14 protein-coding genes are annotated in these 12,956 nt (G+C 37.0%); 7 read left to right on the top strand and 7 right to left on the bottom strand.

Features of this window, described 5'->3' with window-relative positions; translation table 11 throughout:
* Positions 1 to 69: 69 nt before the first annotated feature.
* From I589_RS04465 to I589_RS04480, 4 genes are all read left to right on the top strand, one after another.
* Positions 70 to 762: a uracil-DNA glycosylase gene (locus I589_RS04465; RefSeq protein ID WP_010769313.1), complete on the top strand. Its 693-nt coding sequence runs from the start codon at positions 70 to 72 to the stop codon at positions 760 to 762.
* Positions 763 to 904: 142 nt separating this feature from the next.
* Positions 905 to 1,885: a phosphate acetyltransferase gene (pta, locus tag I589_RS04470; RefSeq protein ID WP_010769312.1), complete on the top strand. Its 981-nt coding sequence runs from the start codon at positions 905 to 907 to the stop codon at positions 1,883 to 1,885.
* A 201-nt stretch (positions 1,886 to 2,086) separates the two neighbouring features.
* On the top strand, positions 2,087 to 2,557 hold the full coding sequence (gene tsaE / locus I589_RS04475) for a tRNA (adenosine(37)-N6)-threonylcarbamoyltransferase complex ATPase subunit type 1 TsaE (RefSeq protein ID WP_034684676.1): 471 nt from the start codon (positions 2,087 to 2,089) through the stop codon (positions 2,555 to 2,557).
* The gene (locus I589_RS04480) at positions 2,550 to 3,074 is read left to right on the top strand and encodes a GNAT family N-acetyltransferase (protein ID WP_034684368.1); all 525 of its coding nucleotides are present in this window, start codon (positions 2,550 to 2,552) and stop codon (positions 3,072 to 3,074) included. The genes tsaE and I589_RS04480 overlap by 8 nt, the downstream gene beginning before the upstream one ends.
* A gap of 52 nt (positions 3,075 to 3,126) precedes the next feature.
* On the opposite strand, the gene I589_RS18285 is transcribed toward I589_RS04480, so the two are convergent.
* Together I589_RS18285 and I589_RS04490 are read right to left on the bottom strand one after the other, a co-directional pair.
* Positions 3,127 to 3,354: a hypothetical protein gene (locus I589_RS18285; RefSeq protein ID WP_010769309.1), complete on the bottom strand. Its 228-nt coding sequence runs from the start codon at positions 3,352 to 3,354 to the stop codon at positions 3,127 to 3,129.
* Between the two features lie 17 nt (positions 3,355 to 3,371).
* Complete coding sequence (locus I589_RS04490; RefSeq protein ID WP_010769308.1) at positions 3,372 to 4,691, bottom strand: PTS sugar transporter subunit IIC; 1,320 nt, start codon at positions 4,689 to 4,691, stop codon at positions 3,372 to 3,374.
* A 336-nt stretch (positions 4,692 to 5,027) separates the two neighbouring features.
* On the opposite strand from I589_RS04490, the gene I589_RS04495 reads away from it, so the two are divergent.
* The gene (locus I589_RS04495) at positions 5,028 to 6,353 is read left to right on the top strand and encodes a 6-phospho-beta-glucosidase (protein ID WP_010769307.1); all 1,326 of its coding nucleotides are present in this window, start codon (positions 5,028 to 5,030) and stop codon (positions 6,351 to 6,353) included.
* Positions 6,354 to 6,496: 143 nt separating this feature from the next.
* Here I589_RS04495 and I589_RS04500 read toward each other — a convergent pair whose 3' ends face one another.
* The 3 genes from I589_RS04500 to I589_RS04510 form a co-directional block, all read right to left on the bottom strand.
* Positions 6,497 to 7,261: a MurR/RpiR family transcriptional regulator gene (locus I589_RS04500; protein ID WP_010769306.1), complete on the bottom strand. Its 765-nt coding sequence runs from the start codon at positions 7,259 to 7,261 to the stop codon at positions 6,497 to 6,499.
* A 30-nt stretch (positions 7,262 to 7,291) separates the two neighbouring features.
* The gene (locus I589_RS04505; RefSeq protein ID WP_010769305.1) at positions 7,292 to 7,825 is read right to left on the bottom strand and encodes a 3'-5' exonuclease; all 534 of its coding nucleotides are present in this window, start codon (positions 7,823 to 7,825) and stop codon (positions 7,292 to 7,294) included.
* Positions 7,826 to 7,919: 94 nt separating this feature from the next.
* Positions 7,920 to 8,675, bottom strand: a complete 756-nt coding sequence (locus I589_RS04510) for an exodeoxyribonuclease III (protein WP_010769304.1) — start codon at positions 8,673 to 8,675, stop codon at positions 7,920 to 7,922.
* Between the two features lie 105 nt (positions 8,676 to 8,780).
* Here I589_RS04510 and I589_RS04515 point away from each other — a divergent pair, with 105 nt between their 5' ends.
* Together I589_RS04515 and murB are read left to right on the top strand one after the other, a co-directional pair.
* On the top strand, positions 8,781 to 9,689 hold the full coding sequence (locus I589_RS04515; protein WP_010769303.1) for a Gfo/Idh/MocA family protein: 909 nt from the start codon (positions 8,781 to 8,783) through the stop codon (positions 9,687 to 9,689).
* A 139-nt stretch (positions 9,690 to 9,828) separates the two neighbouring features.
* On the top strand, positions 9,829 to 10,737 hold the full coding sequence (gene murB, locus I589_RS04520) for a UDP-N-acetylmuramate dehydrogenase (RefSeq protein WP_010769302.1): 909 nt from the start codon (positions 9,829 to 9,831) through the stop codon (positions 10,735 to 10,737).
* A gap of 89 nt (positions 10,738 to 10,826) precedes the next feature.
* On the opposite strand, the gene I589_RS04525 is transcribed toward murB, so the two are convergent.
* Positions 10,827 to 12,122, bottom strand: a complete 1,296-nt coding sequence (locus I589_RS04525) for an ISL3 family transposase (RefSeq protein ID WP_010766954.1) — start codon at positions 12,120 to 12,122, stop codon at positions 10,827 to 10,829.
* A gap of 195 nt (positions 12,123 to 12,317) precedes the next feature.
* On the bottom strand, positions 12,318 to 12,953 hold the full coding sequence (locus tag I589_RS04530) for an ECF transporter S component (protein WP_010769301.1): 636 nt from the start codon (positions 12,951 to 12,953) through the stop codon (positions 12,318 to 12,320).
* Positions 12,954 to 12,956: the final 3 nt, after the last annotated feature.

Here is a 12,956-nt window from a genome sequence, read left to right on the forward strand (position 1 = left end):
GGATAGAAATGGTCTTGTAACCGAAAGAAAACTGCGTTATTCTTAAAAAAAAGGAGAAGGAGAATACTGATGAAAGAACTAATTCATAATAGCTGGCAAGCAATTTTAGAAGGTGAGTTTTCACAGCCCTACTATCGAGAACTACGGGAATTTTTGAAGGTGGAATATAAAACGCAAAAAATCCATCCAGATATGTATCACATATTTGAAGCACTTGAGTTAACACCTTATGAAGAGGTAAAGGTCGTCATTTTAGGGCAAGACCCCTATCATGGAGTTAATCAGGCACACGGGCTTTCCTTTTCTGTTCAGCCTGGTGTGAAGACCCCTCCTTCACTAGTCAATATTTACAAAGAGTTACAAGATGATTTAGGGATTGCGCCTGTATCTCATGGTAATCTTAGTTCATGGGCACAACAGGGAGTTCTGTTGCTAAACACCGTGTTAACCGTAAGAGAAGGGCAGGCTTATTCACATCGGGGAAGAGGATGGGAACGACTGACAGATGCTATTATTGAAAAATTAAACGAAAGAGACAAACCCATCATTTTTATTTTATGGGGAAAGCCTGCTCAAGAAAAAGCAAAAATGATTGATAAATCAAGGCATATCATAATTAGTGGTCCCCATCCAAGCCCACTTTCTGCTTATCGAGGTTTTTTTGGCTCCAAACCATTTTCAAAAGCAAATGATGCATTTTTAGCCTTAGGAGAAACACCGATTGATTGGCAACTGCCAGACCCGTCTGTACTAAACAGTTAAAGCGCTGTTATAGTGCAGAAAGAACTATCTGTGAAATCTTTAACATTCTTAGACTTTTCTCTATGAAACAGCTTAAAAATCTGTTCTTTTTTTCAAAGATAGTGTATGATGAGTGAGTAAACTAAATCTGGAGGGTCTTATCTTGGAATTATTTGATAGTCTTAAATTTAAAGTTGTTCGTCGTAACATTAAAATTGTTTTCCCTGAAGCAACAGATGCACGTATCTTAGGTGCTGCTGCACGTCTTAAAGCAGAAGAATTAATGGAACCGATTTTAATTGGAAATCCGGAAGAAATTCGTAAATCAGCACATGCTCGTGGAATCAAAGCATCAACATTCACTATTTATGATCCAGAAAACTATGATGGCTGGGATGCAATGGTTGAAGCTTTTGTTGAACGTCGTAACGGAAAAGCAACGAAAGAACAAGCAGAAACGATTCTAAAAGATGTGAACTATTTTGGAACAATGCTTACTTATATGGGGATTGCTGATGGTATGGTGAGTGGTGCTATTCATTCTACTGGAGACACAGTTCGTCCTGCATTACAAATTATTAAAACAAAACCAGGTATTAGCCGTACAAGTGGTGCCATGATTATGGTTCGCGGACGTGACCAAGAAAAATATATCTTTGCTGACTGTGCAATCAATGTGAACCCAACTGCTCAAGAATTAGCTGAAATTGCTGTTGACTCTGCAAAAACTGCTGAATTATTCGATATTGATCCAAAAGTAGCAATGATGAGCTTCTCTACAAAAGGCTCTGCAAAAGCACCTGAGGTTGATAAAGTAGTTGAAGCAACAAAAATTGCTAAACAATTAGCACCGCAATATCAAATTGATGGAGAATTACAATTTGATGCTTCTTATGTTTCATCAGTTGCACAATTAAAAGCACCAAATTCTAACGTTGCGGGACAAGCGACTGTCTTTGTATTCCCAGAACTACAATCAGGGAATATTGGCTACAAAATTGCACAACGCTTAGGAAACTTTGAAGCGATTGGACCAATCTTACAAGGATTGAACAAACCCGTTTCTGACTTATCTCGTGGTGCCAATGAAGAAGATGTTTATAAACTTTCAATTATTACTGCCGCTCAAACATTAATGAGCTAATTGGAAAAATTAAAAACAGGAACAGCTAGTCTGCTCCTGTTTTTTTTGTTACACTTGTCCACCTTTTTTCCTATAAAGGTGCTTAGTTCACTAAATTATCAGCTTTTTTCTGTTTCTTTTCTTTTAAAAGCTGTACTTTTTCTTTTCAAAAAAAGATTCACAATGTATACTAACAAAAGAAAGTAGGGATAAGCTGTGAGTATTTTGATAGAGAATCCAAAAAGTACTGAGTATTTAGCGGTAATCATTGGAGAAGTGGCAAAAGCTGGAGACAATTTGGTGCTTACTGGTGATTTAGGAGCTGGGAAAACGACATTAACGAAAGGGATTGCACTTGGTCTAGGAATTGATCAAATGATTAAGAGCCCTACTTATACAATCATTAGAGAATATCAGCAGGGAAGAATTCCTTTGTATCATATGGACGTTTATCGAGTAGAGTTTGGCGCTTCTGATCTTGGGCTAGATGAATATTTTGAAGGCGATGGCTTATCTGTCATCGAATGGGGAAATAATTTAAAAGAGGCACTTCCGGAGGATTATCTAGAACTTATCATTACAAAAGACGAGACGGATTTAGAAAAGAGAACCATTACATTTCAATCGTTTGGTACGAAAGCCCAAGCATTTAAAGAGCGAATTTTAGAAAAATGGGCTCATACTCATGAGTGAAGAGATGGAAGTTGTCATACGTGAAGCAATTCCTAACGACGCAGGAGCATTACTTGCTGTGACCAAAGTAATTGGTGGAGAAACAGACTTACTCATTATGGATGAAGAAGGGATGGCTCTTGAAGAAGAGGAACTAGCCTATCAGCTTGCTCGTTTATACGAAAGTGAAAATAACATTCTATTCGTTGCTTTGGTGGATGCCAAAATCGTTGGGGTTGCCTCTGTAAAAGCAGAAGCGAACGTTCGAATGGCTCATATTGGTGAAGTAGGGATTAGTCTTTTACAAAGCTTTTGGGGCTTTGGCCTAGGAAGTTTACTGATGGATGAAGTGATTTTGTGGGCACAAGAAAGTAAAATTATCCGACGTTTGGAATTAACCGTTCAGAGTCGAAACCTGCGAGCAATTCATCTCTATGAAAAGTTTGGGTTTCAAACAGAAGGTGTGCTCAAGCGAGGAGCTAGACTAGATGATGGTCAGTTTCTAGATGTTCGGCTGATGAGCCTGCTGATTGATTAAAGAAGGTTCTATCAACAATGGATAGCCCATTATTGATAGAACCTTCTTTTATTTACACTGTTCCAAACATACGTCGAGATTTATTTGTTAAAATTGTTCCCCAAAATGTGACGGTAATGACGAGTAAAAAGTCAGCATGTAAAAAAGCAAAAAGAAAACTAAGTACGAACATACAAGGTGTTCCTATAAAGAAAATTTGTTTAAAGCTAATTTTTTCTAGTGCAGATAGTTTCAGCAAAAATTGGGTAAGAACAAAGGTGAATAAAAATAAATAAATCATATCTTTTCCTTTCCTTTCTACGCTTCTACAACAGTATCAGCAATTGCTTCTTCATTTTTCGCTTCAATTTCAAGCTGTTGTTTTTCAAATATTTTAAAGAATGGATAGTAAATAGCTAATGAAAGAACAAAGTTAACAATCGTTAAGATTGCTGCAGGAATACTCCAGTTTGTACTCATTAAAGAGCCCACTGGACCAACCATTGTAAAAGGCAATTTTGCCATCATCATAGGAACTAGACCTGTAATGGTTGCAATATAGGAAACAATCGTCAAGATAATTGGAGTAAAAATAAATGGGATAATTAAAATCGGATTCATAACAATAGGGGTACCGAATACAATTGGTTCATTAATGTTAAAGATTCCCGGAACAATCGTTAATTTCCCCATCTGTTTTAAGAATTTTACTCGTGATGTTAAGAATAAAATAGCTAGTGCTAGAGTGGTGCCTGATCCGCCAATTTGAACGAACCATTGTAAAAATTGCTCTGTAAACAAATTAGGTAGCTCATGTGCATTTCCAATATGATCGAAGGCCTCCATATTTTCTAGTATAGCCGAATCCCACATTGGTCGAATAATTGGTCCTAGAACTGCTTCTCCGTGAATTCCAAAAGACCAGAACAGTTGAATAAGAAAGACCGTGATAATTCCGCCAATTAAGCTATTACCAACTAGCAATTTTTTAAGTGGACTTACTGCTAAAGTAACCGTACTATTGATATCAAAATGCAGCCCATGTCTAATTCCCCAGAACAGTAAAATGATGACTGCAGTTGGAATAAGTGCCGCAAATGATTTTGAAACAGCCGGTGGAACACTACTTGGCATTTTAATAGTAATATTTTTTTGAAGAAGAATTCGATAAATTTCTACTGAAATAATAGCTGTAACAATTGCTCCAAATAAAGAGGTAGAGCTTAAATCTGCAATAGTTAAATAGCGGCCTGCATTAATGACTCCTTCAACATCATCAGCTACTTGGGTAGGAACAACTACACTGATAAGAAAACCTAGTGTTGATAGTAACCCAGAACTCAATGGATCCACTTTGTAAGATTCTCCTAAAAAATGTCCAACACTGAATGCTGCATATAGTGCCATTACACCAACTGTAAAGCGAAATGGAATATCTAGTGTAGGACGAATGCTGCTAATCATTTCTTCGTAGCCTTCAATTGGCAGATTTAAGAAGATAACAAATATCGAACCAACAACGGTTAATGGTAAAGTTGAAATTAATCCATTTCGAATCGCCATCAGATGTCGTTGCTTTCCAATTTTATCTGCAACAGGTAAAAAATACTTCTCAAGAAACCCCATAATTTTTGTCATGTTTTATACTCCTTTTGGTTATATTTTTTTGTCAACATGGAAATCATAACATTATATCCTTTTAATAAAAAGACACTGTGTAAGCGCATTAGTAAAAGAAAGGGTAGCTACATTAAAAGTTGACACAAATTGACAGTTTTTATTGCTACCCCCGTTTATTTAAAATAGAGGAAACTCTAGCTTATGTCACTGTGTAGATACAATAAATGTAACGCCCAGTAACACTTATGTTACAAATGACGAAATCTAAAACAGGTAACGCTTTCAGAAAAAAGAGAAATTCTTCGCAAAAAGGATAGTATACTGAGAACAGAAAGACTGAGGGAGGAAATAGATATGGAAAAATCTGGAATTAAAATTGTGACAATTGGTGGGGGCTCCAGCTATACACCAGAATTAATTGAAGGCTTTATTAAACGATATGAAGAGTTACCGATTCGAGAAATTTGGTTAGTTGATATTGAAAAAGGAAAAGAAAAGCTAGAAATCGTTGGAGAAATGGCACGTAGAATGGTGAAAGCTGCAGGGATTGATTGTAAAATATTCTTAACGTTAGATAGACGAGAAGCCTTAAAAGATGCAGATTTTGTGACCACACAGCTTCGAGTAGGTTTACTAGATGCACGAATCCAAGATGAACGTATTCCGTTAAGTCATGGAATGATTGGACAAGAAACCAATGGTGCAGGGGGGATATTTAAAGCTTTGCGCACAGTTCCTGTAATACTAGATATTGTTTCTGATATGAAAGAGCTTTGTCCAAATGCATGGCTGATTAACTTTACCAATCCTGCTGGTATGGTAACCGAAGCGGTCTTGAAATATGGTCAATGGGAAAAAGTCATTGGCTTATGTAACATTCCTGTGAATGCGGTAGTTGAAGAAGCAGAAATATTACAAGAAAAACCACGCGATCTATTCTTCCAATTTGCCGGAATTAATCATCTTCATTGGCATACTGTTAAAGACAATCGCGGTACAGACCGAACAGATGAATTAATTAAAAAAATGTATGGAGAAGGCGATGCAAAAAGTATTGTTGCCAACATTTCAGATAATAATCTATTATTTGAGCAAGTAGAAAACCTTCACATGGTTCCTTGTCCTTATCACCGTTACTATTACATGACTGAAGAGATGCTTGCTGAGGAGCTTGCAGATTTTAAAGCCAATGGTACACGTGCTGAAAAAGTAAAACAAATTGAAAAAGAACTTTTCGACTTATATAAAGATCCGGCTTTGGACTACAAACCACAACAATTAGCCGAACGTGGCGGGGCGCGTTATAGTGATGCTGCCTGTGAAATCATTAATGCTATCTACAATGACAAACATTCAACCATGACGGTGAGCACACGAAATAATGGAACAATTTCCGATTTACCTGATGATTGTGCAGTAGAAGTAACAGCGTCTATTACAGCAAACGGACCTATTCCTTACCAATTTGGTCATTTTTCACCAAAAGAACGGGGTCTTCTTCAATTAATGAAGTCGATGGAAGAGTTAACTATTGAAGCTGCTGTTACTGGAGATTATGGAACACTTCTCCAAGCATTCACGATGAATCCATTAATTACAAGTGGACCTACTGCTAAACAAATGATGGATGAGCTTCTCGAAGCGCATAAAGAGTATCTACCTGCTTTCTTCAAAAAATAAGTAGCTAACTACCTATTTTACTATATTCAGATAATTTTGAAGGAAGTAACCCTATCAAAATTTTCCAAATAAAGCCCCTAGAAATCAACTTAAACCGCTGATTTCTAGGGGCTTTTCACTCCTTAAACGTACTGGACACGCACTTATTCTTCTTCGCTAGTTTGAAATTGCTTAATTTTTCGCACTTCTTTTGCTAAGTACTCAATCGTATAAAGTGCAGGAACTTGCGAGGTTAAATCGGCATCTCCATTTTTTTCCGTAGAAATATAATAGGCAAGATTCACATCAGAAAGCTTGGCAATCGTTGAATTGCTGCTGTTTGTGATGGAAATAATCGTACTTCGATTTGCTAAAAACTGATTTAGATAGTTCACAATATTCTTTGTCTCCCCACTAACAGATAAAGCAATCACACACACTTTTTCTGCTAAGCTTTTGCTGAAGAAGTCAATTGGATGGTTCGCGGGATCTTCAATACGAAAAGCCATACTGAAAATAGAGGAGAAATAGAGCACCCCATATTCAGCAATAATATTAGAAGAACCAGAACCGATAAAAATAACTAGCTCTTTTTGTGCAAGAAGCTGAGCTGCTGCACGCAGGGTTTCTTGAAAATTTGACTCACTTGTACGATGAATAAAATTAATAAAAGCACTTTCGTCCACAGCATGAATAGGATGGTCATCCTTTAGAGACTCTTTGTAAAGCTGCAGCTTTATTTTAAACTCAGAAAATCCTTCACATTCAAATTTTTTACAAAAGCGAAGGACACTAGCTGTACTACTGTGGGTATTTTTTGCTAAATCACGAATTCTCATGTATACCACTTGGTCGATATGAGTGGCAACATATTTATAAATTTCTAAGTCAATGTTACTCAACTCAGGTGTATATTTAAGAAACAGCATACAAACGCCTCCGCTTTATGATGGTGAAAATTATTTGACAGTTACTAATTTTTTTAAGGGCTCCACACCAAAATGCGATTCCTGATATAATAAAATTTCTGCACACGCCCGACTATCCTCCAGTGCATCATGGTGATTTTGCAAAGTAATATCCAGATTCGCACAAACCGTATTTAAACGATGATTTTGCATCTCCGGAAATAGCTTTCTGCTGGTTTTTACCGTACATAAAGATAAATAGTTAGGTTGTTCTAACTGGTAATAGTCTAAACAGCCAGCAAGAACCTTTGTGTCAAAAGCTGCATTGTGAGCAACAATCAAACTATTCTGATGAAAATAGTTCTGAATGTTTTTCCAGACATCTGGAAACTTTGGTGCTTGACGAACATCTTCTGGATGAATCCCATGTACTTGAATATTTCTCCAAAAAAACTCTGTCTCTGGTTGAATTAGTGAATAATATTCTCCCACAATTTTGCTTTCCTGAACCATGACTAATGCTAAGGAGCAGGCACTGTAGGGAAGATGATTGGCTGTTTCAAAGTCCATTGCGATAAAATTCATTGCGAGAACCTCCTTATTTCTAGCTGTACTTTAGCATAGAATGACACAAATAACAAAAGAATCTAAATAATCTTAAAAATGATTATTCATTTTATTAAAAAGTAATCGATACTTCTACCGGACAATGATCACTCCCTGTAATCTCCGAATGTATTTTTGCATCAACAAGTTTTTCACTAAGGTCATCGGAGACGACAAAATAGTCAATTCTCCATCCCGCATTATTCGCACGTGCATTAAATCGATAACTCCACCAAGAATAGGCACCCTCTGTTTCTGGATAAAAGTAACGGAAAGTGTCAATAAATCCACTTTCTAATAACTCAGTGAACTTTTCACGTTCTTCTGGTGTAAATCCCGCATTTTTTTGATTTGTCTTCCAGTTTTTTAAATCAATGTTTTGATGCGCAACATTTAAATCTCCACAAAGAATCACAGGTTTCTTTTTCTTTAATTCTTTTAGGTACTCACGAAAAGCAATTTCCCATGTCATACGATAGTCTAGACGACGTAATTCGTTTTGCGAATTTGGTGTATAGCAGGTAATCATGTAAAAATCTGCATACTCAAGGGTAATCACACGTCCTTCTTTATCGTGTTCCTCAACGCCTAAGCCGTAAGTAACAGCTAAAGCGGGTTCTTTTGCAAATATTGCTGTTCCAGAATACCCCTTTTTTTCTGCGTAGTTCCAATACTGGTAATACCCAGGTAAATCCATTTCAATTTGACCTTCTTGGAGTTTTGTTTCTTGTAAACAAAAGAAGTCTGCATCTAGTTCATTAAATACTTCCATAAAATTTTTTTTCATAACGGCACGTAGTCCATTTACATTCCAAGAAATACATTTCATTTTTTTCATTCCTCTTTTCTTTTAGAAAAAACCATACTTTCTTCTTTATTCTAACGAAAAATAGTGTAAGATTAAAGCAAAGAAAATGAATTTGGAGGAAAAATCATGAAATTCGGCGTAGTAGGCGTTGGAAATATTGCAAAAAAAGCATATCTTCCTAGTTATAGTAGTCGCAGAAACCAAGGAGCGTTTCTTTTTGCTACTAGAAATTCATTGGTACAAAAGGAATTACGCGAAGCATTTGGATTTTCATCTGTCTATGATACATTAGACCAGCTAATTATAGAAGGTATTGATGCTTGCTTCATTCATACAGCAACACATACGCATTTTCAACTTGTTAAACAATGTTTGGAAAATAATATCCATGTTTTTGTGGACAAGCCTTTGAGTGAAAATCTACAAGAAGTGAGACAACTACAAGCATTAGCAAAAGAAAAAAAACTCTTGTTAATGGTAGGATTTAATCGCCGGTTTGCTCCTATGGTTACGTTTCTTAAACAACAACCAGACAAGCGAATCATCCACTTACAAAAAAACCGAGTTGCAGCAAAACAGACAACTGATTTTGTCATTTATGATTTATTTCTTCATCTAGTTGATACAGCCGTATTTCTTTTAGATGAACCAATTAAACAGGTTTCCAGTAAAGTAAAGGAATCAAAAGGCCATATGCAATGGGTCTCTTTAACCATAGAAACAGACACACAACTAGCCATCTTAACAATGGACTTGGTAAGTGGTGCGAATACGGAGGTGTATCAATTGACCACACCTAAAGGAACCTTCACTTTAACTAATTTAGTTGATTTACAAACGCAAGAGGCGGGAGAAACGCGTCTTACCTCATTTGGTGATTGGGAGACGACATTGGCCAAGCGCGGATTTGAACAATTGGTAGATGCCTTTATAGATGGCGTAAAAACGCGAAGTGCTGCAAACCTTAAACAGGAAAATATTTATTTGAGCCATCAATTATGTGAACAGATTTTGCAGCAGCCTTCTAAAGGATAAAGAAAACAAAATGCGTCTGGCTATTCTCACTACTCCTTAAAAATCTATACTTGTTCATTCTTAAACAGATAAAGGGTGGTTAGTTTTTTCTCCACGTGATAGAATGGAAAAGATATTGAAATAGAAGGGAATCATTTTTGTGGATACTGAAAACTTAAAACAAACGTTAACTCATATAACTCTTTTAATTGATGAACCATTAAAAAATTATACATTTACAAAAACGGGCGGGCCTGCAGATGTATTGGCTTTTCCAAAATCACAAGATGAAGTTGCGACACTAGTTGCCTATTGTCGGGAACACACAATTGATTGGACTGTACTGGGAAATGCCAGTAATCTCATTGTCCGAGATGGCGGCATTCGTGGTGTTGTTATTATGCTGACAGAAATGAAGCAGATTCAAGTAGATTCAACTAAAGTAATCGTTGAATCAGGGGCTAAATTAATTGATACAACTTATGTTGCGCTTAAACATTCTTTAGCAGGATTTGAATTTGCTTGCGGCATACCGGGAAGTGTAGGCGGTGCTGTATATATGAATGCTGGTGCATATGGTGGCGAAATCAAAGACATTTTTGACTATGCCGATGTCCTTCTAGAAGACGGGACAATCACAAGATACACGAATTCAGAAATGGCGTTCTCTTATCGTCATAGCCATATTCAAAGCATACATGGTGTGATTCTTCGAGCAGCATTTAATCTTGAAAAAGGAAATACAGAAGTTATAAAGGCAAAAATGGATGACCTCACTGAACGAAGAGAGTCAAAACAGCCATTAGAGTACCCCTCTTGTGGAAGTGTTTTTAAACGACCTCCTGGACATTACACAGGTGCACTGATTCAAGAAGCCGGCCTTCAGGGATTGAAATGGGGAGGGGCACAAATCTCAATGAAACATGCAGGCTTCATTGTGAATATCGATCATGCAACGGCGACAGATTATGTGGAATTGATTGCACATATCCAGCAAGTGATTAAAGAAAAATTTGATGTAGCGCTAGAAACTGAAGTACGAATTATTGGTGAAGAAGTCACTGCTTAGATAAAAAGGCTCTTTGTCAATAAGGACTGATGAGTTATACAAAATCAAATCTGGGTCAGAATGAACCTCATTCTGGCTCAGATTTTTTGTTATCTTACTTTGATTAATTGATTGATCAAAAAGATTCTAATTCTCATGTTCTCAAATGATTTAAATCCGTAGGATACTCGTTTCATTGTCTTTATGTGTGTGTTCTTTGCTTCTATTTTTCCATTGGAGTAAGGGTAGATCATTGCGTTGGTGATGCCTTCTTCATAATTCAGAAGGTTTTGAAGCTTCTTCCGAAAACCGTCATCTAGTGTTTCGGGAAGTTCTGCCAATAAGGAGAAAAATAAGTCAGGGTCTTTGTCTCGAAAGGCTTCAACTAATTCATGAAAAAAGGGATACGCCTCCTTCAGGGGCGCAGAAAAGCCAAGCAATCGATCAATCATCATTGCTTCAGTAAGAAACGGGTATTTTGGCGCTCGGAAACTTTTCCATGTTTTGTATTCATAATGGTTGATGTTTGCACGATTTTTTAGCAGAAAGCGCCAGTTCTTTCTCAGCTTTTCTGCCAGACTTTTCTGTCCTACTTTACGAAGCTCATTCATTTCACGGATACGTAACTCATTGAACGCCTGATTCATGTGTTTGACAATATGAAACCGATCAATCACTACTTTCGCATTTGGCAAAACACGCTTGGTGAGCTGGAAGTAGGCGGCGTTCATGTCTGTAACCAAGAATTCTACTTCTTCTGGATTGGTACAGCCTAAGAAATAGCTTGTTAATCGAGGTAACTTACGCGTAGGCAAGACATCAATTAATTTTCCTGTTTCGCCATCTGCGCAAATAAAGCTCATTTTATCTTCTATGGAAGCGTGCGAACGAAATTCATCAACCATCAATACTCTGGGGAGAATCTTCTTAGATTGCTTTGGTAAATAGCTTTTAAACTCTTTCAATGTACGAATAACGGTGGTCAAAGATACCTGACAGCTTTTCGCAATAAAAGATAAAGATACTTTTTCAGTCAGTAAAGAAGCAATTTTATATCTGACATGATTTGCGATTGAATGTCTAGGTTGGACAAAAGAACTTTGAGCAGTCCAATGAGTTCGACAATTTTTACAGGTATAGCGCTGCTTTTTTAAGCGCATAACCAAAGGCATATGATTGTATTGTTCAAAGCGGACAATCGTTTCCTTCTTCCCGTTTTTCACTACAATTGCTTTCCCATTTCCATCTACCACAGTAGAACCACAACTTCTACACGCACGAGGAGCAGGCGAGAGAACAGCATCGACGATCAACGTCTTTTCCTTCTGAAAGGTCTCGTAAGAGACCTCTGTAATCATCAAATCTTTCTCTATTATTCTCAGCATTTTTTTGATAGAATCATTCATATAGCATATCGTCCTCTCAGTTGTTTATTTTGTGGTGATTTAATCATACTAGAGAACGATATGTTTTTTAATACCTAAAGTGAAAATGGGACTGAAGAATCAATTATGATTCATCAGTCCCATAAATTATAGAGCCGATAAAAATAGACCCGCTACAATCGGTTAATAATCGATTGTAGCGGGTCTCGTAGTTTTTCACAGTTTTTTCGTAGCATTCTTTTTTACTAATCGTAACAAGACTGCGCAGACTGCCGCTGTTGCCACACCTGCAACGATGGCTTCAGGTACACCACTAGTAAAAATCACCGTTAAGACAGCGGCATAAACAGCAGAACCACCTTTTCCTATAACTGCTGCATAATCTTTTTGGAACAGGAAATAAATAAGATTCATAACAAAAATTGTATTGACTAAGGAGCCGGAAAGACCTGCAAGAAATAATGATATTGACTGCCCTTTTTCTTTTAACAATTTTTTCATCCCTAAATAGACAAAATAGGGGACGATTCCAATTAAGATTCGCGGAATAATCGCAATAATCAATGCCTTCCAGCTACCATTATTCGTTCCAATCACTGGAATAAATGGAGAAAAGACAAAAGATAGTGGGGTTTGGATAACGGTACTTCGAATCATACTAATGATTCCAAAAATTCCTCCCAGACTCCCACCAATTTTAGGCCCCAAGACAATTGATGCAATAATCACTGGAATATGCATGGTGGTTGCATTAATCGGCCCAATAGGAATAAATCCTAAAGGGGTTACTGCAAGTAGAATCATAATTGCCAAGAACATTGCTGTTAGTGTAAATTTTTTCGTATCCTTCACCGT

The organism is Enterococcus phoeniculicola ATCC BAA-412 (assembly GCF_000407505.1).
GTDB lineage: Bacteria > Bacillota > Bacilli > Lactobacillales > Enterococcaceae > Enterococcus_K > Enterococcus_K phoeniculicola.